Genomic DNA, 25494 nt, shown 5'->3' on the forward strand with positions numbered 1-25494 from the left:
GTGCCCCAGGACCACACCGAGCGCCGCGTCGTCGTCACCGGCCCGCCCCGCCGCACCCGCCGGGCCTCCGCCTACTACTACCGCCCGCGCACCGAGATCGACGAACAGACCACTCTCGGCCACACCTACGTCCGCTCCCTGATGCGCACCCAGCTGCGCGCCGCGCTCACCGTCTTCGCGGTCCTCGGCCTGCTCGTCGGCCCACTGCCGCTGCTGTTCGCGGCGATGCCCGACGCCCGCCGCCTGGAGTGGGCCGTCCTCGGCTTCGGCCTCTACGCCCCGCTGGTCCTGCTCGCCCGCTGGTACGTCCGCCGCGCCGAGCGCAACGAGCGCGACTTCGTACGCCTCGTCGAAGACCGATGAACTCCCACTACGCCGTCCCCGCCGTCGCCCTGGTCGTCGTCGCGACGATTCTCGTGGGCGCCTTCGGCCTGCGCATCTCCCGCACCACCTCCGACTTCTACGTCGCCTCCCGCACCGTCGGCCCCCGCCTCAACGCCGCCGCCATCAGCGGCGAGTACCTCTCCGCCGCCTCCTTCCTGGGCATAGCGGGGCTGGTCCTGGTCCAGGGCCCCGACATGCTCTGGTACCCGGTCGGCTACACCGCCGGCTACCTGGTGCTGCTTCTCTTCGTCGCCGCCCCGCTGCGCCGCTCCGGCGCCTACACGCTCCCCGACTTCGCCGAGGCCCGCCTGGCCTCGCAGGCCGTACGGCGGCTGGCCGGTGCCTTCGTCGTCGGCGTCGGCTGGCTGTATCTGCTGCCCCAGCTCCAGGGCGCGGGACTGACCCTGACGGTGCTGACCGGGGCGCCCGACTGGCTCGGCGGGGTGATCGTCGCCGTCGTCGTGACCGCCACCGTCGCCGCCGGCGGCATGCGCAGCATCACCTTCGTCCAGGCCTTCCAGTACTGGCTGAAACTCACCGCCCTGCTCGTCCCCGCCCTGTTCCTGGTGCTCGCCTGGCAGAGCGACGGGTCTCCCCGCCACGCCTTCGACGAACCGGCCACCTTCCGCGAGCAGCGCGTCGTCCGCGTCGGCGACAGCATCGACCTGAAACTGGACCGGCCCCTCACCGTCACGGTGACCGGCACCGTGGACGGCCGCACGCACACCGATACCCGCCTCGACCTGCCCGCCGGCACCCACCGCGTCGAACGCGGCACCCGGCTCACCTTCGCCGAGGGAGCGGCCGTCCCCGAGGCACAGCGCAGCGGCGGCGGCGACCTGTCGCCCGCACCGGCCGAGAGCAGCGAGGAACGCCCGCTGTACGCCACCTACGGGCTGATCCTCGCCACGTTCCTCGGCACCATGGGCCTGCCGCACGTCGTGGTCCGCTTCTACACCAGCCCGCACGGCGTGGCCGCCCGCCGCACCACCGTCGTGGTCCTCGGCCTGATCGGCGCCTTCTACCTCCTGCCGCCCGTCTACGGCGCCCTCGGCCGCATCTACGCCCCCGAACTCACCCTCACCGGCGACACGGACGCCGCCGTCCTCCTCCTGCCCGACCGCATCATCGGTGGAGTGGGCGGCGATCTGCTGGGCGCGCTCGTGGCGGGCGGCGCCTTCGCCGCGTTCCTGTCCACGGCCTCCGGGCTCACCATGGCCGTCGCGGGCGTGCTCACCCAGGACGTCCTGCCCGCGCGGGGCGTACGGCACTTCCGGCTCGGGACCGTCCTCGCGATGGCCATGCCCCTCGCGGCGAGCGTCCTGGTCGGCGGGCTCCCGGTCGCCGACGCGGTGGGGCTCGCCTTCGCCGTGTCCGCGTCCTCGTTCTGCCCGCTGCTCGTCCTCGGCATCTGGTGGCGGCGGCTGACCCCGCCCGGCGCGGCCGCCGGGATGCTGGTCGGCGGCGGCTCGGCCCTGCTCGCCGTCGCCGCGACCATGACGGGCTACCCGGGCGAGGGCACGCTGCACGCCCTGCTCGCCTGGCCCGCGCTCTGGTCGGTGCCGCTGGGCTTCCTCACCATGATCCTGGTGTCCCTGGCCACCCCCGGCCGGGTGCCACCGGGCACGGCGGCGGTCCTGGCCCGGTTCCACCTGCCCGAGGAACTGCGCACGGAGGTGACGGCATGAGCGGATTCCTGGCCGGCCTGTGCGTCGCCGTGCTCCCGGTGCTGGCCCTGGGCGTATGGCTCGGCCGGCGCACGGCACGCCCCCAGAGCCTCGGCGGCCTGGGCACCCCCGTCGAACACGCCACCTTCGAGACCCTGCACACCGCCTCCCTCGCCGCACCCCCGCTGCGGGCCGGGCTAACGGAGGAGACCGCCCGCAAGTCCGCCCGCAAACTGCGCTCCCTGCTCGGCACGGACGCCCTGTGCCTGACCGACCGCAAACAGGTCCTGGTCTGGGACGGGGACGGCGCCCACCACCGTACCGAGATCATGGAACGTCTCGCCGGCCCTCTGGAGACCGGCCGCGGCGAGGCCTTCCAGCTGACCTGCGACCTCCTCGACTGCCCGGTGCGCTGGGCGGTCGTCGCCCCGCTCACCGTCGACGACCGCGTGCACGGCGCCCTCGTCGCCTGCGCGCCCCGCGAGTCGGCGGTCCTCGTCCGGGCGGCCGGCGAGGTGGCCCGCTGGGTGTCCGTACAGCTGGAGCTCGCGGACCTGGACCAGTCCCGCACCCGCCTCATCGAGGCCGAGATCAAGGCGCTGCGGGCCCAGATATCCCCGCACTTCATCTTCAACTCGCTCGCGGTGATCGCATCGTTCGTCCGCACCGACCCCGAACGCGCCCGAGAACTGCTCCTGGAATTCGCCGACTTCACCCGCTACTCGTTCCGCCGGCACGGTGATTTCACCACCCTCGCCGACGAACTCCACGCCATCGACCACTACCTGGCGCTCGTACGGGCACGCTTCGGCGACCGCCTCTCCGTCACCCTCCAGATCGCCCCGGAGGTGCTGCCCGTCGCCCTGCCCTTCCTGTGCCTCCAGCCGCTTGTCGAGAACGCCGTCAAGCACGGCCTGGAGGGCAAGGCCGACAAGTGCCACATCCAGATCACCGCCCAGGACGCGGGTGCCGAGGCCCTGGTCGTCATCGAGGACGACGGCGCCGGCATGGACCCCGGCCTGCTCCGCCGTATCCTCGCCCGCGAGGTCAGCCCCTCGGGCGGCATAGGGCTCTCCAACGTCGACGACCGGCTCCGCCAGGTCTACGGCGACGACCACGGCCTCGTCATCGAGACCGCCATGGGCGCGGGCATGAAGATCACCGTCCGGCTCCCGAAGTACCAGCCGGGCGTGCATTCGGCCGGACGGCTGATCCCGGAGTGAGCCTCAGGTGCTCTTCGTGGTGACCACCATCCCGAGGGTGATCAGGCCCAGGACGACCCAGCCGAACCACAGCCAGCCGTTGCTGCCGAGCGCCACCGTGTAGGCCGTCACCAGTACGAGGCCGCCGACGGTGACGACTCCCATGGTCTTCGTCGCGTTCGAACCGTTCGTGGAACCGGGCATCGCAACACCCTCCTCATGGTTCTGTTCCCCCCATGGTGCCCCCGTTCTGCCTCCTGACGGTGCAGACGACGACATGAGTACCGGATTTCCAGGGTCCGTCACTGGTCCACGAACCGGCTTCGTAGACGGACGGATCGAAGCCGTAGTCGCGCGGCGCCACGTCCCGGGCGCACGCGGCGTCCGACGAGGTCCGGGCCTCGGCGAGTGTCACGCCGCCGTCCAGTCGGGTGAATCCGAGCACCTGCTGGTCGTACCGCCCGCCGCACGGCACCAGCCGCGCCTCCCGGTTCGAACGGACGTCCAAGCAGTCACGCTTCTGCATGGTCGCGGTGTCGGCGAACGCCGTACCGAACCTACGTCGCTCTCCGAGCGGCCCGTACAGCGGCCCGTGCGCGCCGAGGACCAGGCAGGCGGTGCGCCGCTCCGCCGCCTCGAACCCGGTGCCGCTCGGCACGACGGCGTGGCTGCGGACATCGGCGAGCCGGTCCCGCAGCTCCCGGGTCCGCTCCTCGCAGCGGGCCGGCCCTCGTTTCCGTGCCTCGTCCGCCGAGGCCGCCTCGACGAACGCGACCACCTGCCCGTCGGGCGCCTTGTCCTGGCAGGTCGGGTCCAGGGAGAGCCGGGGCGTGCCGGCGAACCGGGTCCCGCCCGGCCAGTCCGCGAGCACACAGTCGCCGTCCGCGAGCGGCTTTCCCAGCCCGGCGGCCTCTCCGTACGGCGCCGCCGTCCCGCCGCCCGCCCGGTCGGCCAGCGCGTACCAGACGCCACCCAGCGCGAGGACCAGCCCCAGCCCGCAGGCGGCGAGAGCCCGGAGGGCGGGGGAGTGCCGCCGCCGCCGCGCGCCGGACGCGGCGGCGACGGGCCCGAGACCGTCCGCCCCGGTCGGCGGTACGGGTGGGGCCTCCCACGGGGACGGCGACCCGGGGTCCGTCCGGGTCCGCTCGTACGCGTCGGACTGGGGCGTGACGAGCCCCGACAGCGCGGCCTCCGCCTCCTGCGCGGTCATCCGCAGCTCCGGATCCTTGGCGAGCAGCCCGCGCAGCGCGGGCTCCAGAGCCCCGGCCCGGACCGGCGCGAGCGGCTCCTCCATGACCACCGCGGTGAGCGCCGCCAGGTGCGACTCCCGCTCGAAGGGACCGCGGCCCTCGACGCCGAAGTACAGCGTGCAGCCCAGCGAGAACAGGTCGGCGGCCCGCGTCGGCGCGCTGCCGGACGCCCGCTCCGGCGCCAGATACCCCGCCGTGCCGACCAGCGCGGACGCCCTCGTGTACCGCGTCTCACCGGCGTCCGGCCGCACGGAGATGCCGTAGTCGGTGAGCAGCACCCGCCCGTACGGCGAGCCCGTGCGGTCCGGCGCGAGCAGGATGTTCGCCGGCTTCACGTCCCGGTGCATCACGCCCCGCTCGTGGCCCGCGGTCAGCGCGTCCAGCACGGCGAGGCCGACGCGGGCACACTCGGCCGGGGCGAGCGGCCCGCGCCGGGTCACCAGCTCCCGCAGGTCCACGGCGCCGGTCACGTACTCCATGACGATCCACGGCAGCCCCTCGTGCTCCAGCACGTCGTGGACCGTCACCACATGCGGGTGTCCGCGCAGCCCGGCCGCGTGCCGGGCCTCCGCACGGGCCCGCGCGACCCGCGCCTCCCGCTCGTTCCCGGCCTCGGCCGGGTCGCGGAACACGATCTCCTTCAGCGCGACCTCGCAGGCGAGTCTCTGGTCGTGGGCGAGCCAGACATGCCCCATGCCGCCGCTGCCGAGCCGGCGCAGCAGCAGGTAGCGGCCGGCGACGATCCGGCCCACTCCCGACGTCGGTGATCCTGAGGACATCCGGTGACTCCCGGGTTCGGCGGGGGTGTGGTGCTAGACGGTGGCGCTCGGGGCGGGCGGGGCGGTCGCCGGAGCGGTGGACACGGGGATGGTCGTCGCAGGCGTGGTCGTTGCGGGGGCGCTCGACGCGGGCGTGCTGCTCACGGGCGGCGCCGCGCTGCTCGTGACCGGTTCACCGTCGGAAGGCGAACTGGTGGCCGGGGGAGGCGAGCTGGTGACCCGCGGCGGTGAGCTGGTCGCCGCCGGCGGTGCACTGCTCCTGGGCGCGGCGCTCGACGCGGGTGGCACGGAGCCGGGCGGCGCCTTCGACGGGGGCTGACGAGAAGGCGCGGGCCCGGTACTCGTCGGAGGCCTGGAGCCGACAGGGGGAGCCGAGGACGCCGAGGGCGATGGTGTCGACGTACGCCCCTGCGTCCCCGACTCCGCCGCCACGCTCAGCGTCACGTACGCCCCGAACCGCAGCTCGGCGCCCGCGCCCGGGTCGGACGCGACGATCCGCGCACGGTCGGGGGGCGGCTCCTCACCCCGGAACGCGACCGCCAGCCCCGCCTCGGCCAGCCGCCGGCTCGCCTCCCCGAACGTCGTCCCGGCGAGGGGCGGCACGGCCCGCCGCTCCGTCGCGTCGAAGTCGGCGTCGGCCTCGCCCGTCGTGCCGACGGGCCGTTCGACGCCCCGGCCGGAGTCCTGGACGTCGAGGAGGGTGATGCGCTCCAGCTTCCGGGGAGCGGGCCGTACGACCACCACCTCGGCACGGTCGTATCCCTGCCACTTCTCGTTGCCGTCCCCGAACGTGACGGATATCCGGCTCGTGTCGCCCTCGAAGGGCCGCAGCGGATTCCCGCACGAACATTTGACCGACGGAAGTCCCTGCTCATCGACGAGAATCGCGATTCCCGCCTGGAGCAAGGCCCGGAAGGGAACAGCCTTTCCCTTTTTGTAGTCGTGGTTCAACGCGAGGGTGTCGTGACGCAGGAGAACCGGCGTGAGCCGGTCGAGATATCCCGGAATCTCGTCCGCACGCAGATCGAGGGCGGCCGCCCACGCCCGTGCCTTGCGATCGTTGCGCGGCGCGGTGAGGAACCGCTTCAGCCGCTCGACATCACAGATCTCCGGCTGTTTGGTCCCGCCGTACAGCCCCGGCGTGTCCCCCTGCTGGAGACCGCCCGGCACGGCGCGCGACCGCACCTGGGCGTCCCGGCCGAGCCCGCTGTCCTCGGCGAAGAAAGGCGCCAGGGACGGAACTCCCGCGGCGACCGCCTTCACCTCGAACAAGGACCTGCCCGAATCGCACCCCCCGAGAGCCAGCAGAAAAGCGACCAGGACAGCGATCCTCCGCATCACCGCTCCCCCCTGCGGTTCCCCGACGCGTTTCATGCTACTGAAGGAAAAAGCTATTCAGCCGCGTTGTGGAGAAAGAGCAGAGCGAGAAGAACGGGCGCCCTGGGGCGTGGGAAAAATCAGTTCCCGCGTGCGTGCAGCGAGCTCAAATAGGCGTTGTACGCCTCGAGTTCCTTGTCCCCGTCACGGTCGGCGGCCCGGTCCTCGCGCCTGGCCTGCCGCTGGTCCGAGGCGTACCACTGGAACAGCAGCGCGACCAGCACCAACACGGACGGGATTTCGCTGAACGCCCAGGCGATGCCGCCCGCCGCGTTCTGGTCGGACAGCGCCTCGATCCCGAGCGAGGCGGGCGGGTTCTTGAACGTCTCGACCATCGGCTCGGACGCCATCATCAACGCGATCCCGAAGAAGGCGTGGAACGGCATGCCCGCGAACAGCTCCAGCATCCGCATCAGATAGCCCGGCCGGTGCGGGCCCGGGTCCACGCCCATGATCGGCCAGAAGAACACCAGGCCGACGGCGAGGAAGTGCACCATCATCGCGATGTGCCCCGTCTGGGAGCCCATCAGGAAGTCGAACAGCGGCGTGAAGTACAGCCCGTACAGGCTGGCGATGAACAGCGGGATGGTGAACGCCGGGTGGGTGACGATCCGCATGTAGTGGCTGTGCAGGAACATCAGCAGCAGCTCACGGGGCCCCTTGCGGCCCCGACCCGCCGTCGGCAGTGCGCGCAGCGCCAGCGTGATCGGCGCCCCGAGCAGGATCAGGATCGGCGAGACCATGCTGATCACCATGTGCTGCACCATGTGCACGCTGAACATGACCATGCCGTAGTCGTTCAGCTGGGTGCACATCACGAGCACGATGCTCAGCACGCCGATGACGAAGGCGACCGTCCGCCCCACCGGCCACTTGTCCCCGCGCCGCACCAGCCGCACGACACCCCACCCGTACAGCGCCAGCCCGGCCAGGCAGGCGATGAGGAAGAACGGGTCGGTCGACCACTCCAGCCCTCGTCCCAGCGTGAACGGCGGCAGATCCATGGTCATGCCGTGCCCGCTGTGATCCATTCCGCCGGCTCCTGTTTCGTGGGGGTGTGCAGCAATCTGTCCGCCCCAAGAGTAGAACCGCCCCCGGTCACACAAGTGACCGGGGGCGGCAAGACGTGCTCAGGGGCGCGGGGACCTCAGAGAACACACTCCGCCTCGGCGTACCGCTCCTCCGGCACCGTCTTCAGCGTCTCCACGGCCTCGGCCAACGACACCATCACGATGTCGGTGCCCCGCAGCGCGGTCATCTGCCCGAACTCGCCCCGGTGCACGGCCTCCACCGCGTGCCACCCGAACCGCGTGGCCAGCACCCGGTCATAGGCGGTCGGCGTCCCACCGCGCTGCACATGCCCGAGGATCACGGGCCTGGCCTCCTTGCCGAGCCGCCCCTCCAGCTCGACCGACAGCTGACGGGCGATCCCGGCGAACCGCTCGTGTCCGTAGATGTCCTTGCCGCCCTCGTCGAACTCCATGGTCCCGGCCCGGGGCTTGGCCCCCTCCGCCGCCACCACGATCGCGAAGCGCTTGCCCGCCTCGAACCGCTCGCCCACCCGCCGGGTCAGCTCCTCTATGTCGAAGGGCCGCTCGGGTACGACGATGGCGTGCGCGCCGGCCGCCATGCCGGAGTGCAGCGCGATCCAGCCGGTGTGCCGGCCCATGACCTCGACCACCAGAACCCGCTGGTGGGACTCGGCGGTGGTCTTCAGCCGGTCCAGGGCCTCGGTCGCCACCCCGACGGCCGTGTCGAAGCCGAACGTGACGTCCGTGACCGCGATGTCGTTGTCGATGGTCTTCGGCACACCCACGACGGGCAGACCGCTGTCCGACATCAGCCGCGCGGCCTTGAGCGTGCCCTCGCCGCCGATGGGGATGATCGCGTCGAGGCCGAGCTCCTCGACATGGCCCTTGGCCCGCTCCACGCCGTCCCGCAGATGGGAGGGCTGGACCCGGGAGGACCCCAGAATCGTGCCGCCGCGGGCGAGGATGCCACCCACCGCGTCGAGGTCGAGCTTGAGGTAGTCGCACTCCAGGAGGCCCTTCCAGCCGTCCCGGAAGCCGATGACCTCGTCGCCGTGGTCGACGACGGCGCGGTGCACGACGGACCGGATGACGGCGTTCAGGCCGGGGCAGTCGCCGCCGGACGTGAGGACACCAATGCGCATAGCCCGAAAACCTTCTCAACGTGGGCCGGGACCGGACCACGTTGTCCGGCTCGAATCCCCGCCACCCTAGCGGCATCGAGGGGCCGGACCGAAGCACGCGTCCGCCTGCTGGACGACCCCGCTCACCTGTGCGGATGTGCCGTCAGACGGGCTGTTGACCAGCAGGTTGACGCTTCCTGGCCGTACGCTGCCGCGCAGCGCTCACGCAGGCTGCTGGGCAGCAGCGATGCGCTCGTTGCGCAGTGCCTCGTACCAGCGGTCGTCGGTCGGCGGCAGCGCGTTGACGTCGAGGGCCAGCTTCAGCAGCAGGTCCGCGATCAGCGGGTTGCGCGCGAGCACCGGGCCGTGCATGTACGTGCCGAACACGGTGTCGTTGAACGCGCCCTCCGTGCCGTCGCCCGTGCCGTTGCCGTTGCCGAAGCGCACCCGGGCGAGCGGGCGGGCGGTGGGGCCGAGGTGGGTGACGCCCTGGTGGTTCTCGAAGCCGGTCAGCGGGGGCAGGCCGAGGCGCGGGTCGATGTCGCCCAGCACGTCACCGACGCACCGCGCGCCCTCGCCGCGCACCGACACCACGTCCAGCAGGCCGAGGCCGGGCTCGCGCTGTCCGAGGTCGTTGATGAACTCGTGCCCGAGGATCTGGTAGCCGGCGCACACCGAGAACACGATGGCGCCGTTCTCCACGGCCCGGGTGAGTCCGCCGTCCCGGCGCAGCCGCTCGGCGGCGAGCCGCTGCGGCCGGTCCTCGCCGCCGCCGATCAGGTAGATGTCGCCGGAGGTCGGGATCGGCTGGTCGCTGCGCACGTCGAGCCGGGCCACGTCCAGGCCGCGCTGCTGGGCCCGGCGCTGCACGACGAGGACGTTGCCCTGGTCGCCGTAGGTGCTGAGCAGGTCGGGATAGATCCAGACGATGCGCAGTTGGTTGTCGCTCACAAAAGTCCCCTGACGTCTCGTGCTCAGTTGCCGACGCGGCGGCGCAGGTCCTGGAACGCCGTGTAGTTGGCGATGACCTCGATCCGGCCCGGCGGGCAAGCGGCCACGGCCTGGTCCAGGTTCTCGTACACCTGGAAGTGCTGGTCGGCGACCTCCAGGCGCACCGCCAGGTCCAGTCGCCGGTCACCGACGACGCAGATCGGGTGGCCGGTCAGGCGCGTGTAGTCGACGTCCCACAGCCAGGAGGTGTCGGTGCCGTCGGCGGAGCGCGCGTTCACGGACAGGATGACCGGGGCGGGCGGCGGATCGATCAGGGAGAAGGTCTCCAGCCAGCCGGCCGGGTTCTTCGCGAGGAGGAGTCTGAGGTCACGGCCCTGGAACTGGACGACGTCGTACCGCCCGGCCACGGCCTGCACCTGGTACATGCGCTCCAGCGCGACCTGCGGCGGCACGCCGAACACGGCGGCGACGGCGGCCGAGGAGGCGGCGTTGGCCTTGTTGGCGCGGCCGGGCAGCTGGAGGTGGATCGGCCACGCGGAGCCGTGCGGGTCCAGTACGTGGTCGCCGGAGAGTGCCCAGCTCGGCGTCGGACGGCGGAAGCCGCACTCACCGCAGTACCAGTCGTCGCCCGGGCGCTGCATCACGCCACCGCACGACGGGCAGGACCAGGCGTCGTCCTTCCACATCTGCCCGGCGGCGACCCAGATCACGTTGGGGGAGGAGGACGCCGCCCACACCACCAGCGGGTCGTCGCAGTTGGCCACGACCACGGCCTTGGAACCGGCGAGTCCCTCCCGCCAGTTCTCGGCGAGCATGCGGGTCTCGGCGGCGCGGTCGAGCTGGTCGCGGGAGAGGTTGAGCAGCGCGATGCACTTCGGCGCGGTGTCCCGGGCGACGCCGGCGAGGTACTTCTCGTCGACCTCGATGACGCCGTACCGGGCGTCCGAGCTGCCCGCGAGCGCCGAGGTGATGCCGGCCGGCATGTTGGCGCCGAGCGCGTTGGAGACGACCGGCCCCGCCGCGCGCAGGGCCTCGGCGATGAGCCGGGTGGTCGTGGTCTTGCCGTTCGTCGCCGAGACCAGGGTCACGTCCAGGTTCTGCGCGAGCCGGGCGAGGAGGTCGGGGTCGAGCTTGAGCGCCACCCGGCCGCCGATCACCGAACCGCTGCCGCGCCCCGCGGCGCGGGATGCCGCCGCGACCGCCTTGCCCGCGGTCACGGCCAGCTTGGCCCGCGGCGAGAGCGGGTCCGAGTTGCCTGCCATCAGTTCTCGATCCTCCTTGCGTACGCGCCGCGCTTGAAGCCTGACGGCCACGTGGTGTGGACCTCAGCCTATCGAGATCCATTAGCACTCCCGAACCGAGGCACTGTGGTGAATGCGTGCGGGAGGCGCGGAATGACAGGGACCTTACTCTTGCCGCCATGCGAAACAGCCCCATCCCCGGTGCCCACGGCCACGTGAGACCCCTCACCCTGCACGGAGACCCGCTCCTGCACACACCCTGCGCTGAGGTCACCGAGTTCGGCCCCGAACTGGCCCGCCTCGTCGAGGACTTGTTCGCAACCATGTACGCCGCCCAGGGCGTCGGCCTCGCCGCCAACCAGATCGGCGAGCCGCTGCGGGTCTTCGTCTACGACTGCCCCGACGACGAGGACGTCCGGCACCTCGGCCATGTGGTCAACCCGCGCCTGGTCGAGGCGGACGGAGTGGTGATCCGGGGCCCGGAGGGCTGCCTGTCCCTGCCGGGCCTGGAAGCGGCCACGGAACGTTACGACCACGCGGTCGTCGAGGGCTTCACGGTGACCGGAGAGCCGGTCACCGTCCACGGCACGGGCTTCTTCGCCCGCTGCCTGCAACACGAGTGCGACCACTTGGAGGGCCGCATCTACGCGGACCGACTGACGGGCTGGCGCCACCGCAAACTGATGCGGCAGGTGGCCCGGGCTTCCTGGCGCGAGTGAGGTGTCCGACTTCAGGGGCGCGGGGCCGTTTCGATATGCGGCTCCGCCGCGTGGGCGCGAACACCCCCACCGCCCCGCAGTTGAAAGACGACGGTCAGAATCCCGGCCCACCCATCTTGTCCCCGGCAGCCGCAAGACGCCCCCACAGCAGATCAGCCAGACTCCGCACCAACTCCGCACGGGAACAGGGCCGTTCCCCCAGCCACCAGTCCCCTGCGGCATGCATCATGCCGACGATCCCGTGTCCCCACACCCGCGCCAGTTGCTGCCCGCCCGGCCCGAGATCCAGCCGCTCCTCGATGACCTGGGCGAGTTCCTCGCCCATCCGCCGCAGCAACGGCGCACTGTGCTTGCCGACGTCGAACCCCTGATCCCCCGGCTGGCTCCCCTCCGCCGGATGCATCAGGAACCGGTACACCTGAGGCCGCGCCTCGATCGCCGTGAGGTACGTGTCCAGCGTCGCCTCGACCCGCTCCCGTCTCTCCGCCGGCGCGTCCAGCGCCGCCCGCAGTGAGTCCAGCAGGGCGTCCGTGTGCCGTTTGGCAAGGGCCGCGTAAAGTCCGCCCTTGTCACCGAAGTGCCGGTACAGGATCGGCTTGGTGATACCCGCTTCCGCGGCGATCGCGTTCATCGAGGCCTGCGGACCGTCGCGCAGCACCACTCGGTCGGCGGCTTCCAGCAGCTCACGCCGTCGGCGGTCGGCGGACCGTTGCTGGTCGGTCCGCTGCGTGGTGTCCATGTGCTCTCCCCACCCGTGCTGTTTCGATGACGCCTGCGCAAACTAACACTCAAAGATGCCCCAGACATCGAACGGGTGCCGACCGGTCGGTAGGAGTTGACGCGGGCTACCCACCGGTAACAGACTGGTGTTACCGCAAGTAACATGCACGTGTGCCGCTGGAGGGGACCGACATGGCCGAGTTCACCATGGAGCTCAACGACGAACAGAAGGAGGTTCGCGACTGGTTGCACGGCTTCGCGGCCGATGTGATCCGCCCCGCGGCCGCCGAATGGGACGAGCGTGAGGAGACTCCCTGGCCGGTCATCCAGGAGGCCGCCAAGGTCGGCATCTACTCCCTGGACTTCTACGCCCAGCAGTACTTCGACCCCACCGGCCTCGGTATACCCATGGCCATGGAGGAGCTGTTCTGGGGCGACGCGGGCATCGCCCTGTCCATCGTCGGCACCGGCCTCGCCGCCGTCGGCGTCCTCGCCAACGGCACCGAGGAGCAGATCGGCACCTGGATCCCCCAGATGTACGGGGACGCCAGCGATGTCAAGGTCGCCGCCTTCTGCTCCTCCGAGCCCGACGCCGGCTCCGACGTGGCCTCCATGCGCACCAGGGCGGTGTACGACGAGGCCAAGGACGAGTGGGTGATCAACGGCACCAAGACCTGGGCGACCAACGGCGGTATCGCCAACGTCCATGTCGTGGTCGCGGTGGTCGACGCGGAGCTCGGGTCCAAGGGTCACGCCTCCTTCATCATCCCGCCGGGCACCGAGGGCCTGTCCCAAGGTCAGAAGTTCAAGAAGCACGGCATACGCGCCTCGCACACCGCCGAGGTCATCCTGGACAGCGTGCGCGTTCCCGGCTCCTGCCTGCTCGGCGGCAAGGAGAAGCTCGACGAGCGGCTCGCCCGGGCGCGGGAGAAGGCCAGGCAGGGCGGGGAGCGCGTGAAGAACGCGGCGATGGCCACGTTCGAAGCGTCGCGCCCGGCGGTCGGGGCCATGGCGGTCGGTACCGCCCGGGCCGCCTACGAGGTCGCGCTCGACTACGCCAAGACGCGGGAGCAGTTCGGCCGGCCGATCATCGACAACCAGGGCGTGGCATTCCAACTCGCGGACATGCGCACGTCCATCGACGCGGCCCGGCTCCTGGTCTGGCGCGCCTCCTGGATGGCCGTCAACGGCAAGCCTTTCACTGCGGCCGAGGGCTCGATGTCCAAGCTCTTCGCCAGCGAGACGGCCAAGAAGGTCACGGCCCAGGCGGTCCAGATCCTGGGCGGCAACGGCTACACGCGGGAGTACCCCGTGGAGCGGATGCACCGGGACGCGGCGATCTACACGATCTTCGAAGGCACCAGCGAGATCCAGCGCCTGGTGATCGCGCGGACACTGTCGGGCATGACGATCCGGTAACCGGCGCTCTTCTCTGGCCCCCAGGGCCCCTTCCTGGTCGTGGAGGGGGTCCTGACGCGCTTTCGGACGGACGTGAGAGCCCCCCGAGGTTGCTCGTGACCCCGAAATTTTTTGGTTCTGTGCAACCATGCGGTTTCTTCACGGGCCCTTCACTTACGTGTCACAAGGTCAAGGCCCCCGCCAAGGCCGGCAGCGGGCAGAAGGCCGCGAAGAAGCCCGCCGCGCAGGCGAGCGCCGCACCGGAGGTCGCCGAGGTCGGCGAGGGTGGGGCGCCGATCCCGCGCGGGACTACTCCTTGTCGGGGACGCCGTGCCAGGCTCGTCCCGACACCCCCACGACGGAGGACGCGATGACGCACCCGGCCCGGGACCTGCTGACGACGACCACAGCCGAACTCGCCCCGGACCCGCAGTCCAACCCCTTGGTCCCCCGGATCGCTCGTGGCGAGGCCTCCCGCCGTACCCTCGCCGCGCTCGCCCTGGAACAGTCCTGGGTGATCCCCGCGGACCGCCGTGCGTTCCTGCATCTGGCGGAACGCTCCGCGACGACCGACCCGGAGGCGGCGGCCTGCTTCGGGACCCTCGCGGAGGGTGAGGCGCTGGCGGGTGAACGGCTGGACGCCTTCGCGAGGGCGTGCGGGGTGGACGAGGCGGGGGCGGCTGCGTACGAACCCCTTCCGGGCTGCCAGGCCTACCCCGCGTACGTCGCCTGGCTGGCCCTCAACGCCTCACCGGCGGACGTCGTCCTGGCCCTGACCGCCAACTTCTCCGCGTGGGGCGGCTATTGCGCGACGATCGCCGCGGCCCTGCGCACCCATTACGGCTTCACGGACGAGGCTTGCGGCTTCTTCGACTTCTTCGCCCAGCCCCCCCCCGGAGCTGGAGACCCAGGCGACGGCGGCGGTGCAGGCCGCCCTGGACGCGGGGCGACTCGACGAGCCGAGCGCGCGTCGCTACGGGCGTCTGCTGCAAACCTACGAAGCCATGTTCTGGAACGCGTTGACTGCGACGCCCTAGGGGCGCGGGGAGCTGCGCGACCAGCCACAGGCGACCCCCACCCGGCAGTGAACCGGAAAACCTACGTCGCACCCCCGCTGCTGTGCGCAATGCAGGCCACATCAATACGGTCGGCCAACTTCGCCAGCTCGATCGTCAACGCAGCGACCGTGTCCTCGTCGAGCCCCGACTCCCCGGCTTCGACAAGCCGCACCCATCGCCCCCCCACCGTCCGCAACAGCTTGCTGACATCGGCCGCAGCCACCTGCAAGGTCCCGCGGTCGTCGACGATCAGGGGCAGAGTCACTTCGCGGTTCACAGACGGGATCGTAGCCCCGCAACTCTCACGCACCGTGCCAAACGGTCGTGATGTTGCAGAACTCGCGGATTCCATGCCCGGACAGCTCACGCCCGTACCCGGACCGCTTCACCCCGCCGAACGGGAACGCCGGATGGGAGGCCGTCATCCCGTTGACGTACACACCGCCCGCCTCCAGGTCCCGGACGAACCGGTCCACCTCGGCCTCGTCCCGCGTCCACACGTTCGAACTCAGTCCGAAGGGCGAGTCGTTCGCGATCAGAACGGCCTCGTCCAGGTCGGCCGCCCGGTACAGCGTGGCGACCGGCCCGAACGCCTCCTCCCGGTGGATGCGCATCTCCCGGGTGATGCCGGCGAGGACGGTCGGCGCGTAGTACCAGCCCGGCCCGTCCGGCCGTTCGCCACCGCACAGCACCTCGGCACCGCCGCGCACCGCGTCGTCGACCAACTCCTCCACGTCGCGCAGTCCCTGCTCGCTGGAGAGCGGCCCGACCTCGGTCTCCTCGGCCATCGGGTCGCCGACCTTCAGCGCCTTCATGCCCTCGGCGAAACGCTCGGCGAAGGCGTCGTAGACGTCCGTGTGCACGATGAACCGCTTGGCCGCGATGCAGGACTGCCCGGTGTTCTGCACCCGCGCGGTCACCGCGACCTGCGCGGCCCGGTCGATGTCGGCGGAGGGCATGACGACGAAGGGGTCGCTGCCGCCCAGCTCCAGCACCGTCTTCTTGACCATCTCCCCGGCGGTGGAGGCGACCGCTCGTCCCGCGGGCTCGCTGCCGGTGAGGGTGGCCGCCTTCACGCGCTCGTCGCGCAGGATGTCGTCGACCGCGGCGGAGCCGATCAGCAGGGTCTGGAAGCAGCCCTCCGTGAAACCCGCCCGGTGGAACAGGTCCTCCAGGTACAGGGCGGTCTGCGGGACGTTCGAGGCGTGCTTGAGCAGGCCCACGTTCCCCGCCATCAGCGCGGGCGCGGCGAAGCGGACCACCTGCCACAGCGGGAAGTTCCACGGCATGACCGCCAGCACCGGTCCCAGCGGCCGGTAGCGCACCCGCACGCGCGAGGCGCCGGAGTCCTTCACATCGGTGTCGGAGGGCTCCTCGTCGGCGAGCAGTTCCTCGGCGTGGTCGGCGTACCAGCGCATCGCCTTGGCGCACTTCGCCGCCTCGGCCCGGGCCTGCTGGATCGGCTTGCCCATCTCGGTGGTCAGCACGCGGGCGATGTCCCGCTGGTCCTCTTCGAGGAGATCGGCGGCCTTCCTCATCAGCCGGGCGCGCTCGTCGAACGTCGTCGTCCGGTACGTGCGGAACGTGGCCTCCGCGAGCTGGAGCCGGCGCCCGATCTCCTCCTCGCCCATGGCCTCGTACGTCTTGAGCGTCTCGCCGTTCGCCGGGTTCACCGTTGCGATGGGCATGGCTGACCTCCCTCGGTGCGGGCTGTACTCCGACCTTCCCGCGCGGCGGAGGTGACCGCAACGCGGGAGCGTCTCCTCAGGGCGAGTGCTCCGCCAGGCGGTCGAGAAACGCCGCCTGCGCCTTGACGATCACCTCGCGGCCCCGGTCGAGCCCGAACCACGCCACCCGGTCCAGCTCGGGGAACTCCTGGAGCTGTCCCGACCTCGGCGGCCACTCCATCCGGAAGGTGCCGGGCGCGATCGTCGCCGGGTCGAGGTCCGCCTCGATCGCCCAGGCCGTGACGATCTTGCCGCCTGTCTGCCGGACCTCCCCCAGGGCGAGGGCCTCGCCGTCGGGCGGGGGCAGCCCCAGTTCCTCCTCGAACTCGCGCCGGGCCGCCGCCCAGGCGGACTCGTCGGGCTCGTACTCGCCCTTGGGGATGGTCCACGCCCCGGCGTCGCGCCGGGCGAAGAACGGGCCGCCCATGTGGCCGAGCAGCACTTCGAGGCCGTCGTCGGTGTGGTGGAAGAGCAGCAGGCCGGCACTGCGCTTCACGGGCCCACCTCCGGATGCGCGGCCAGCAGCGTCTCCACCGTGTCGGCGTCCTCGGGGTGCTTGTCCTCCCGGTAGCGGACCACGCGGGCGAAGCGCAGGGTGACGCCGGCCGGGTAGCGGGTGGAGCGCTGGAGGCCGTCGTAGGCGATCTCTACGACGAGCTCCGGGCGGACGGTCACGACGTGGCCGTCGTCGTCGACGGCGAGCTGCTGGAGCCGTTCGGTCTGCCAGGTCAGCATCGCGTCGGTCATGCCCTTGAAGGTCTTGCCGAGCATGGCGAGGCCGCCGTCGGCGGTGTGGGCACCCAGGTGCAGGTTGGAGAGCTTGCCCGTGCGGCGGCCGTGTCCCCACTCGGCGGCCAGGACGACCAGGTCGAGGGTGTGGACGGGCTTGACCTTCAGCCAGGAAGCGCCGCGCCGGCCCGCGCTGTAGGGGGCGTCCAGCGCCTTGGCGACGACGCCCTCGTGGCCGCGCTTCAGCGTCTCGGCGAGGAACTCCTCCGCCGTGTGCAGGTCCTCCGGGCCGGACACCGTCGTGCGCCGCACCCGCATCGGCTCGGGGACCAGCCGGGCCAGCTCGGCGTGCCGCTCGGCGAACGGCAGGTCGAGCAGGTCATGGCCCTCGACGGAGAGCGCGTCGAAGAAGACGGGGGAGACCGGCACCGCGCGTGCAGCCGTCGCCACGTCCGTGCGCGAGCCGACGCGGCCGGCGGTCTCCTGGAACGAGCGGGGGCGGCCGCCCTCGTCGAAGGAGATCACCTCGCCGTCCAGGATGAACCGCTCGCCCCGCAACTCCAGCGCGGCGGCCGTCACTTCGGGCAGGCGGTCGGTGATGTCGTCGAGGGTGCGGGTGTAGAGCCGTACCGTGTCGCCGTCCCGGTGCACCTGGACGCGGATGCCGTCCAGCTTCTCCTCGACCGCGCAGGCGCCGAGCTTGTCCACCGCCTCGGCGACCGAGGAGGCACTGTGCGCCAGCATCGGCCAGACCGGGCGGCCGACGGTGAGGCGGAAGCGGTCCAGGGCGGCGGGACCGTCCGCGAGCAGCGCCTCGGCCACCGTCTGGAGGGAGCCGGCGAGCATCACGGCCCGCCGTACGTCCGCCGGGGGCGCCCCGGTCGCCTGGGCCAGTCCCTCGACCGCGACCGCGTCCAGCGCGCCCTGCCGCACCTCGCCGGTGAGCAGCCCGATCAGGAACCGCTGCTCGTCCTCGGTGACCGCGCCCATCAACTCCCCGACCAGCCGGGCCCGTTCCGCCTGGGAGCCGGGGCCGGACACCTCGGCCAGCTCCGACAGCCGGGCGTCCACATCCCGCACGGTCAGGCCCGGTTCGGCGGCGGGGGCGACCGGCCGGCTCAGTACCTTCCAGCCGACGCCGATCCGGCCTTGTGGCAGCCGGCCTGCCAGGTACGGGATGACGATCGGCACGTCGTCCGCCTCCGCGTCCCGGAAGAGCTCCGCGAGCAGGGCCGTCTTCCGGGACCGCGCCGAGGTGGCGGCGATCTCCTGGGACACTCGGGCCAGCCGGTGCAACAGCATGCAGCCATGGTGCACCGGAGGGGCCGCCTCTACACCCGGGCGGCGGGGTCGCGGTCCGCCGTCAGGCCGCCGGCGATCGCGCAGGCGGCATCTCTACTCCCGGGCGGCCGCGTCGAGGTCGGTCATCAGCAGATCCCCGACGATCGCGGACGCCGCCCGGTACCCGCCGCTCGCCGCGTGCACGACCTGCTCGGCGAAGCCGATCGCGTTGCCCGCGGCCCACACGCCCGGGACGGTCGTCAGCCCGGTCGGGTCGACCACCGGGTACGCGCCGAAGGGCGTCTCGTGCAGCTCGGCGCCGAGCCGCTCCAGCAGGCCGGTCTGCGGGACCGGGCGCGGGCCGACGAACAGCACGGAACGGGCATGCGTCGTACCGTCGGCGAGCCGGACACCGGTGAGCCGGTCGTCCTCGGCCACCAGCCCCGCGACCTCGCCGGGCACCACGTCCACCCCGGCCGCGGCCAGCCGGCGCAGATCCTGGTCGGACAGCTCCTCCTCGGCGACCGTGTGCAGGAAGAACCGCACGTCCTTCGACCACTGGGACACGATCAGTGCCTGGTGCACGCTCGCCGGGCTCGACGCCAGCACCCCGAACGGCTGGTCGCGCACCTCCCAGCCGTGGCAGAACGGGCAGTGCAGCACGTCCCGGCCGAACCGCTCGGCGACCCCGGGGACCGCGGGCAGCTCGTCCCGCAGCCCGGTGGCGACGATCAACCGCCGAGCCCGCACCGTCCGTCCGCCGGCCAGCACCACGGCGAAGTCCTCGCCCTTCTCCACCTCCACCACCCGGTCCCGCACGAGCTCCACGCCGTACCGCGCGATCTCCTCCCGGCCCACGGCGAGGAACTCGGCGGGCGGCATCCCGTCCCGCGACAGATAGCCCTGCATGTGCGCGGCGGGCGCGTTGCGCGGCTCGCCCGCGTCGACGACCAGGGTGTGGTGCCGGGCCCGGCCCAGCACCAGCGCCGCGGACAGGCCCGCCGTACCACCGCCGACGACTACGACTGCGTACTTCTCGGTCATGGTGACCACCTCCACCGCCGAGAGTCGCCCCGGTGCCACGGGATTGACAAACATGTTTGCCGAATCTGCAATACGACCATGACTACGGACGAGGTACTCGCGGGTGTCGGCCCCCGGCTGCGGCAGATGCGCAAGGAGCGGGAGGTGACCCTGGCGGCGCTCTCCGAGAGCACCGGCATCTCCGTCAGCACCTTGTCGCGGCTGGAGTCCGGCCTGCGCAAACCGAGCCTGGAGCTGCTGCTGCCGATCGCCCGGGCGCACCAGGTGGCCCTGGACGAGTTGGTCGGGGCCCCGACGGCCGGTGACCCGCGGGTGCGGTCGAAGCCGATCGAGATGTTCGGCCGCACCCACTGGCCGCTCACCCGCCAGCCCGGCGGCCTCCAGGCCTACAAGGTGCTGGAACCCCAGCGCAGACAGGAGCCGGACCCGCGCACCCACGAGGGCTACGAGTGGTTGTACGTGTTGTCCGGGAAGCTGCGCCTGGTGCTGGGCGAGCACGACGTGGTGCTCACGGCGGGGGAGGCCGCGGAGTTCGACACCCGCGTGCCGCACTGGTTCGGGTCGACGGGGGAGGGGCCCGTGGAGTTCCTCAGCCTGTTCGGGCCGCAGGGGGAGCGGATGCATGTGCGGGCGCGGCCCAGGCGGTCGTGACGTACGAGATACCTCTCGGCGGCACTCGTCCCCCGGAGGCTGTTCCCTGATCTGCAAGCGACCGCTTAGTATGCGACTCGACCCCGGTCAGACGACGCAGTCGACGCAGTCCCGTGGAGGCCCCGCATGCAGGCATGGCAAGTGCACGAGAACGGCGAGCCGGGTGAGGTGATGCGGCTGGAAGACGTGGAAGCGCCCACGCCCGGCGACGGCCAGGTCCTGCTGAAGGTGCGCGCCGCGAACATCAACTTCCCCGACGCCCTGCTGTGCCGGGGCCAGTACCAGGTCAGGCCGCCGCTGCCGTTCACCCCGGGCGTGGAGATCTGCGGCGAGACCGAGGACGGCCGCCGGGTGATCGCCAACCCGGTGCTGCCGTACGGCGGCTTCGCCGAGTACGCCGTCGCGGACTTGGCCGCCCTGCTGCCCGCGCCGGACGCCCTGGACGACGCGGAGGCCGCGGCCCTGCACATCGGCTACCAGACCGGCTGGTTCGGTCTGCACCGCCGGGCCGGTCTGGAGGCCGGCGAAACCCTGCTCGTCCACGCTGCCGCAGGAGGGGTCGGCAGCGCGGCCGTGCAGCTCGGGAAGGCCGCCGGCGCCACCGTCATCGGTGTCGTCGGCGGCTCCGGGAAGGCGGCCGTCGCCCGCGAGCTGGGCTGCGACGTCGTGATCGACCGGCACTCCGAGGACGTCGTCGCCGCCGTCAAGGAGGCCACCGGCGGCCGGGGCGCCGACGTGATCTACGACCCGGTCGGCGGCGAGGCCTACGCCCAGTCCGCCAAGGTCGTCGCCTTCGAGGGGCGCATCGTGGTCGTCGGCTTCGCCAGCGGCACGATCCCCAGCCCGGGGCTGAACCACGCCCTGGTGAAGAACTACTCGATCCTCGGCCTGCACTGGGGCCTGTACAACACCAAGAACCCGAAGCTCGTCCAGCACTGCCACGAGCAGCTCACCGAGCTGGCCGCCCGGGGCGCGATCAAGCCGCTGGTGAGCGAACGCGTGCCGCTCGGCGGGGCCGCCACCGCCGTGCAGAAGGTCGCGGACGGCCTGACCACCGGCCGGATCGCCGTCGTCGTGGAGGAGGCAGCATGACCAGCGGAGAGCAGCGCGCTGTGCCCAGCGCCGAGGAACTGCGCCGTCGCACACAGGACTTGCTGGCCGCTCACCCGCCGGCCTCAACCGGCCGCCTGGACTTCCTCCGGGCCCGTTTCGACGCCGGACTGGCCTGGGTGCACTACCCGGAGGGGCTCGGCGGACTCGGCGCTCCCCGTTCCCTCCAGGCCGTCGTGGACGCCGAAGTGGAGGCGGCCGGGGCGCCCGACAACGACCCGCGGCGCATCGGCATCGGCCTCGGCATGGCCGCGCCGACCATCCTCGGCTACGGCACCGAGGAGCAGAAGCGGCGGTACCTGAGGCCCCTGTGGACGGGGGAGGAGGTCTGGTGCCAGCTGTTCAGCGAGCCGGGTGCCGGATCCGACCTGGCCGCACTGGGTACCCGGGCCGTCCGGGAGGATGGGGGCACCTCCCGCTCGAGCGAAGCCGAGGGTGGGGGAGACTGGGTCGTCAATGGGCAGAAGGTGTGGACGTCCAGCGCCCACGTGGCCCGCTGGGCGATCCTCATCGCCCGCACCGACCCGGACGTGCCCAAGCACCGGGGCATCACCTACTTCATCTGCGACATGACCGACCCGGGTGTCGAGGTCCGGCCGCTGCGCCAGATAACGGGCGAGGCCGAGTTCAACGAGGTGTTCCTCACCGACGTCCGCATCCCGGACTCCCGCCGCCTCGGCGAGGTCGGTGACGGCTGGCGGGTCGCGCAGACCACCCTGAACAACGAGCGCGTCGCCATCGGCGGCATGCGGCTGCCCCGCGAGGGCGGCATGATCGGCCCGGTCTCCAAGACCTGGCGCGAGCGCCCGGAGTCGCGCACCCACGATCTGCACCAGCGCCTGCTGAAGCTCTGGGTCGAGGCCGAGGTCGCCCGCCTCACCGGCGAGCGGCTGCGCCAGCAGCTCGTCGCCGGCCAGCCCGGCCCCGAGGGCGCCGGCATGAAGCTCGCCTTCGCCCGTCTCAACCAGGAGATCAGCGGCCTGGAGGTGGAACTCCTCGGTGAGGAGGGCCTGTTGTACGACGACTGGACCATGCGCCGCCCGGAGCTGGTCGACTTCACCGGCCGCGAGGCCGGCTACCGCTACCTGCGCTCCAAGGGCAACAGCATCGAGGGCGGGACCAGCGAGGTCCTGCTGAACATCGTCGCCGAGCGCGTCCTCGGTCTGCCCGCCGAACCGCGCACCGACAAGGACGTCGCCTGGAAGGACCTCGCCCGATGACCGACCTGTTGTACTCGGAGGAGGAAGAGGCGCTGCGCGCCGCCGTCCGCGATCTGCTCGCCGACCACTGCGACGCGCCCGGTGTCATCGCCCGCATCGAGTCGGACGCGCCGCACAACCTGGCGCTGTGGAAGGCTCTCACCGACGGCATGGGCCTCGCGGGCCTGCTGGTGCCGGAGGAGCTGGACGGCCAGGGTGCCACGCACCGGGAAGCCGCCGTGGTGCTGGAGGAACTGGGGCGTGCGGTCGCGCCCGTCCCGTACCTCACGAGCGCTGTCGTGGCCACCGAGGCGCTGCTGGCCTGCGGGACCGACGACCTGCTCACCGAGCTCGCCTCCGGGACGTCGATCGGAGCCCTGGCGGTCGCCCTCAACGTCGCACCGGGTGCCGCCTACAAGGTCGTCCAGCACGAGAGCGGCCTGCTGCACGGCGAACTGACCGGCATCGCGGACGCGGCCGTCGCCGACGTGCTGCTCGTGCCCGCCGACGACGGCGGCCTGTACGCGGTCGACGCCACCGCCGCGACCGTCACGCCCCAGGTCTCCCTGGACCTGACCCGGCCGCTCGCGACCGTCACCCTCGACGGGGTGCCGGGCCGCCTGCTGGGCGACGCCGAGCCCGCCGTGCGACGGGCCCTGCGCGCCGGAGCCGGGCTGCTCGCCTCCGAACAGCTCGGACTGGCCGACTGGACGCTGACGGAGACGGTCCGCTACCTCAAGGACCGCAAGCAGTTCAACCGGCCCGTCGGCGGCTTCCAGGCGCTCAAGCACCGGCTGGCCCAGCTGTGGCTGGAGGTCGCGGGCCTCCGCGCGGCCGCCCGCAACGCCGCCGACGCCCTGTCGACCGGCCGGGACGCCGACGTGGCGGTCACCGTCGCCCAGGCCTACGGGGCACCCGTGGCCGTCCACGCCGCCGAGGAGGCGTTGCAACTGCACGGCGGCATCGGCATGACGTGGGAGCACCCGGTGCATCTGTACCTGAAGCGCGCGAAGGCCGACTCGATCGCCTACGGCACGGCCGGCGCCCACCGGGAGGCACTGGCCGGACTGGTCGACCTCCAGGCCCCCTGACATACACCTGGCCGGCGCCTCGTCAACGTCTCGTCGACGCCGGAGAAAAGCCCGTCCCATCAGGGGCGGGCTTTTCCGTGTGCTCTCCTCCGCTGAAGTGAACGCACGACGGCACTCCAGCCAACTCCCCGCAAGGCCCTGCTCCTTGGGCCTGCGCGAACCCCATACTCGCAGGGTTCCCGTACGGCACTTCCAGGGAGGCAGAGCATGGACCTCACCACCCGTCGCAGAGCCCTCACCACCCTCGGCGCCGCCCTCGCGGGCTCGGTCGCCCTCCCCGCCGGCCACGCCCTCGCCGGCGAACGGCGGCACGGACCCCGCCCGTTGTGGCGCGCCCACGCCCACAACGACTACGAGCACCCGCGCCCCCTGCTCGACGCCCTGGACCACCGGTTCGGCAGCGTCGAAGCCGACATCTACCTGGTCGGTGACCAGCTCCTCGTCGCCCACGACCCGCAGGACCTCGACCCGGCCCGCACGCTGGAGTCCCTCTACCTCGACCCGCTCGCCGCGCGCGTGCGGGCCAACCGCGGCTGCGTGTACCGGGGGTACCGCGGATCGCTGCAACTGCTCGTCGACATCAAGACCGAGGGCTCGTCGACGTACCTCGAACTCGACCGCCACCTCAGGCGCTACCGGCACCTGTTCACGACGTACGCCCACGGCCGTGTCCTCCCCGGCCCGGTCACCGCCGTCATCTCCGGCGACCGCGCGGCCCGCGCCCCCATGGAGGCCCAAACTGTCCGGCGCGCCTTCCACGACGGCCGGCTCGCCGACCTCGGCAGCCAGGCGCCGGCCTCCTTCATCCCGCTGATCAGCGACAACTGGACGCTCAACTTCACCTGGCGGGGCATGGGCGCGTTCCCGGACGCCGAGCGGGAAAAGCTCCGCGGTATCGTCCGGGCCGCGCACCGGCGGGGGCAGAGGGTGCGGTTCTGGGCGACCCCGGACCTGGCCGGGCCCGCCCGGGACGCGCTGTGGGCCGAACTGCTCGCCGCGGACGTCGACTACCTCAACACCGACGACCTCGCCGGACTGGAGGCGTTCCTGGGCGCCCGGCGGGCGGCGTAGGACGCACACGACATGTTCGACACCTTGGGCACGTAGGACACGGACGGACACCACACGTTCGGCGGACAGGTCAGCCGCCCGGATGAACCCTCCGCTACGCCACACTTACGGCCGAACGCCGTGAACCGGACATGGCGGCGTGGCGGAGGAGTCGACGATGGCCATTTCCATCTCTGTGGTGCTGCTGCTCGCGATCCTGGCGGTGATCTTCCTGCGCAACGGCGGGCTGAAGGTCTCCCATGCGCTGGTCTGCCTGCTGCTCGGCTTCTACCTGGCCAGCACCAGCATCGCTCCCACCATCCACAGCGGCCTCACGGCGACGGCGGAGATCGTCAGCGGTCTGCGGCCCTGACGTCACGCCCCGAGAACACGCCGATGCCGTTCGGAACGGCCCGTTCGGCGCCGCCGCTGGGATGGTTGCGCACCGAGACGGTGCCCGCGCCCGCCCTCCGGGCGACCAGCGTCGACGACCCGCCGCCGTCCAGGCTGAAGGCGTCGTCCGAGCCCAGCTTCCGCATGGTGCCGGCCACTTCGGCGATCGTCAGGCCGCTGCGGTAGGCGGCGGCGCCGTCCAGCGCGAGCAGCAGCATGCGCCGCCCGCTGTCGGCGATCCCCACGGCCGTGCGGACGGCCGACGCCGTGTTGTCCAGGCCCGGCAGCGGCCGCCCGCCCGTGAGGACCGGGTAGCCTCCG

General features: G+C 71.9%; 25 protein-coding genes and 1 pseudogene. 12 read left to right on the top strand and 14 right to left on the bottom strand.

Features of this window, described 5'->3' with window-relative positions; translation table 11 throughout:
• The 3 genes from AOQ53_RS15290 to AOQ53_RS15300 are packed head-to-tail and all read left to right on the top strand — an operon-like array spanning position 1 to position 3274.
• Positions 1 to 363 (top strand): hypothetical protein, encoded by a 363-nt coding sequence (locus AOQ53_RS15290; protein ID WP_059417733.1) that lies wholly within the window; start codon positions 1 to 3, stop codon positions 361 to 363.
• Positions 360 to 2072, top strand: coding sequence for a sodium/solute symporter (locus tag AOQ53_RS15295; protein ID WP_059417682.1), 1713 nt, complete (start codon positions 360 to 362; stop codon positions 2070 to 2072). Before AOQ53_RS15290 ends, AOQ53_RS15295 begins: the two co-directional genes overlap by 4 nt.
• Complete coding sequence (locus AOQ53_RS15300) at positions 2069 to 3274, top strand: sensor histidine kinase (protein WP_059417683.1); 1206 nt, start codon at positions 2069 to 2071, stop codon at positions 3272 to 3274. The genes AOQ53_RS15295 and AOQ53_RS15300 overlap by 4 nt, the downstream gene beginning before the upstream one ends.
• 3 nt (positions 3275 to 3277) lie before the next feature.
• Here the strand turns inward: AOQ53_RS15300 and AOQ53_RS15305 are convergent, their stop codons facing one another.
• From AOQ53_RS15305 to AOQ53_RS15335, 7 genes are all read right to left on the bottom strand, one after another.
• On the bottom strand, positions 3278 to 3457 hold the full coding sequence (locus tag AOQ53_RS15305) for a hypothetical protein (RefSeq protein ID WP_010041043.1): 180 nt from the start codon (positions 3455 to 3457) through the stop codon (positions 3278 to 3280).
• A 13-nt stretch (positions 3458 to 3470) separates the two neighbouring features.
• Positions 3471 to 5282, bottom strand: coding sequence for a serine/threonine-protein kinase (locus AOQ53_RS15310; protein WP_059417685.1), 1812 nt, complete (start codon positions 5280 to 5282; stop codon positions 3471 to 3473).
• Positions 5283 to 5315: 33 nt separating this feature from the next.
• Positions 5316 to 6620 (bottom strand): PASTA domain-containing protein, encoded by a 1305-nt coding sequence (locus AOQ53_RS15315; RefSeq protein ID WP_059417687.1) that lies wholly within the window; start codon positions 6618 to 6620, stop codon positions 5316 to 5318.
• A 119-nt stretch (positions 6621 to 6739) separates the two neighbouring features.
• Positions 6740 to 7690 carry a cytochrome c oxidase assembly protein gene (locus AOQ53_RS15320; RefSeq protein WP_059417688.1) on the bottom strand — a complete coding sequence of 317 codons (951 nt, stop codon included), beginning with the start codon at positions 7688 to 7690 and terminating at the stop codon, positions 6740 to 6742.
• A gap of 116 nt (positions 7691 to 7806) precedes the next feature.
• Entirely contained in the window at positions 7807 to 8832 is a 1026-nt protein-coding gene (locus AOQ53_RS15325; RefSeq protein ID WP_059417689.1) for a 6-phosphofructokinase, read from the bottom strand.
• A gap of 201 nt (positions 8833 to 9033) precedes the next feature.
• Entirely contained in the window at positions 9034 to 9762 is a 729-nt protein-coding gene (locus AOQ53_RS15330; protein ID WP_059417691.1) for a type 1 glutamine amidotransferase, read from the bottom strand.
• Positions 9763 to 9785: 23 nt separating this feature from the next.
• Positions 9786 to 11024 (bottom strand): MurT ligase domain-containing protein, encoded by a 1239-nt coding sequence (locus AOQ53_RS15335; protein ID WP_059417694.1) that lies wholly within the window; start codon positions 11022 to 11024, stop codon positions 9786 to 9788.
• Between the two features lie 158 nt (positions 11025 to 11182).
• Between AOQ53_RS15335 and def the strand changes: the two genes are divergently transcribed.
• Positions 11183 to 11722, top strand: coding sequence for a peptide deformylase (gene def, locus AOQ53_RS15340; RefSeq protein WP_059417696.1), 540 nt, complete (start codon positions 11183 to 11185; stop codon positions 11720 to 11722).
• A gap of 94 nt (positions 11723 to 11816) precedes the next feature.
• On the opposite strand, the gene AOQ53_RS15345 is transcribed toward def, so the two are convergent.
• A complete protein-coding gene (locus tag AOQ53_RS15345; RefSeq protein WP_059417697.1) occupies positions 11817 to 12461 on the bottom strand; it encodes a TetR family transcriptional regulator in 645 nt (214 codons plus the stop codon).
• 173 nt (positions 12462 to 12634) lie between these two features.
• On the opposite strand from AOQ53_RS15345, the gene AOQ53_RS15350 reads away from it, so the two are divergent.
• Positions 12635 to 13861 (top strand): acyl-CoA dehydrogenase family protein, encoded by a 1227-nt coding sequence (locus tag AOQ53_RS15350; RefSeq protein WP_059417699.1) that lies wholly within the window; start codon positions 12635 to 12637, stop codon positions 13859 to 13861.
• A 349-nt stretch (positions 13862 to 14210) separates the two neighbouring features.
• A pseudogene (locus AOQ53_RS46260) lies at positions 14211 to 14877 on the top strand (thiaminase II/PqqC family protein).
• 61 nt (positions 14878 to 14938) lie between these two features.
• On the opposite strand, the gene AOQ53_RS15360 reads toward AOQ53_RS46260, so the two are convergent.
• The 5 genes from AOQ53_RS15360 to AOQ53_RS15380 all read right to left on the bottom strand — a co-directional run bounded on the left by AOQ53_RS15360 (position 14939) and on the right by AOQ53_RS15380 (position 19679).
• Entirely contained in the window at positions 14939 to 15175 is a 237-nt protein-coding gene (locus tag AOQ53_RS15360; RefSeq protein ID WP_059417701.1) for a DUF6213 family protein, read from the bottom strand.
• A gap of 25 nt (positions 15176 to 15200) precedes the next feature.
• Positions 15201 to 16586, bottom strand: coding sequence for an NADP-dependent succinic semialdehyde dehydrogenase (locus AOQ53_RS15365; RefSeq protein ID WP_059417703.1), 1386 nt, complete (start codon positions 16584 to 16586; stop codon positions 15201 to 15203).
• A 76-nt stretch (positions 16587 to 16662) separates the two neighbouring features.
• On the bottom strand, positions 16663 to 17121 hold the full coding sequence (locus AOQ53_RS15370; RefSeq protein ID WP_059417705.1) for an NUDIX domain-containing protein: 459 nt from the start codon (positions 17119 to 17121) through the stop codon (positions 16663 to 16665).
• Positions 17118 to 18656 carry an ATP-dependent DNA ligase gene (locus AOQ53_RS15375; protein ID WP_059417706.1) on the bottom strand — a complete coding sequence of 513 codons (1539 nt, stop codon included), beginning with the start codon at positions 18654 to 18656 and terminating at the stop codon, positions 17118 to 17120. The genes AOQ53_RS15370 and AOQ53_RS15375 overlap by 4 nt, the downstream gene beginning before the upstream one ends.
• A gap of 93 nt (positions 18657 to 18749) precedes the next feature.
• On the bottom strand, positions 18750 to 19679 hold the full coding sequence (locus AOQ53_RS15380; protein ID WP_059417708.1) for an NAD(P)/FAD-dependent oxidoreductase: 930 nt from the start codon (positions 19677 to 19679) through the stop codon (positions 18750 to 18752).
• Between the two features lie 78 nt (positions 19680 to 19757).
• Here AOQ53_RS15380 and AOQ53_RS15385 point away from each other — a divergent pair, with 78 nt between their 5' ends.
• The 6 genes from AOQ53_RS15385 to AOQ53_RS15410 all read left to right on the top strand — a co-directional run bounded on the left by AOQ53_RS15385 (position 19758) and on the right by AOQ53_RS15410 (position 25153).
• Positions 19758 to 20330 carry a helix-turn-helix domain-containing protein gene (locus tag AOQ53_RS15385; protein ID WP_059417709.1) on the top strand — a complete coding sequence of 191 codons (573 nt, stop codon included), beginning with the start codon at positions 19758 to 19760 and terminating at the stop codon, positions 20328 to 20330.
• A 126-nt stretch (positions 20331 to 20456) separates the two neighbouring features.
• The gene (locus tag AOQ53_RS15390) at positions 20457 to 21422 is read left to right on the top strand and encodes an NADPH:quinone oxidoreductase family protein (protein WP_059417711.1); all 966 of its coding nucleotides are present in this window, start codon (positions 20457 to 20459) and stop codon (positions 21420 to 21422) included.
• Positions 21423 to 21442: 20 nt separating this feature from the next.
• Complete coding sequence (locus tag AOQ53_RS15395; RefSeq protein WP_099054604.1) at positions 21443 to 22660, top strand: acyl-CoA dehydrogenase family protein; 1218 nt, start codon at positions 21443 to 21445, stop codon at positions 22658 to 22660.
• The gene (locus AOQ53_RS15400; protein WP_059417715.1) at positions 22657 to 23730 is read left to right on the top strand and encodes an acyl-CoA dehydrogenase family protein; all 1074 of its coding nucleotides are present in this window, start codon (positions 22657 to 22659) and stop codon (positions 23728 to 23730) included. The genes AOQ53_RS15395 and AOQ53_RS15400 overlap by 4 nt, the downstream gene beginning before the upstream one ends.
• 207 nt (positions 23731 to 23937) lie before the next feature.
• On the top strand, positions 23938 to 24801 hold the full coding sequence (locus AOQ53_RS15405) for a phosphatidylinositol-specific phospholipase C/glycerophosphodiester phosphodiesterase family protein (protein ID WP_059417719.1): 864 nt from the start codon (positions 23938 to 23940) through the stop codon (positions 24799 to 24801).
• A 157-nt stretch (positions 24802 to 24958) separates the two neighbouring features.
• On the top strand, positions 24959 to 25153 hold the full coding sequence (locus AOQ53_RS15410) for a hypothetical protein (protein ID WP_059417734.1): 195 nt from the start codon (positions 24959 to 24961) through the stop codon (positions 25151 to 25153).
• On the opposite strand, the gene AOQ53_RS15415 is transcribed toward AOQ53_RS15410, so the two are convergent.
• Positions 25134 to 25494: phosphodiester glycosidase family protein (locus AOQ53_RS15415; protein ID WP_148640328.1), on the bottom strand; the 361-nt coding region annotated here is incomplete at its 5' end. The genes AOQ53_RS15410 and AOQ53_RS15415 overlap by 20 nt on opposite strands.

Origin of the sequence: Streptomyces azureus, from assembly GCF_001270025.1 — a bacterium.
Lineage (GTDB): Bacteria > Actinomycetota > Actinomycetes > Streptomycetales > Streptomycetaceae > Streptomyces > Streptomyces azureus.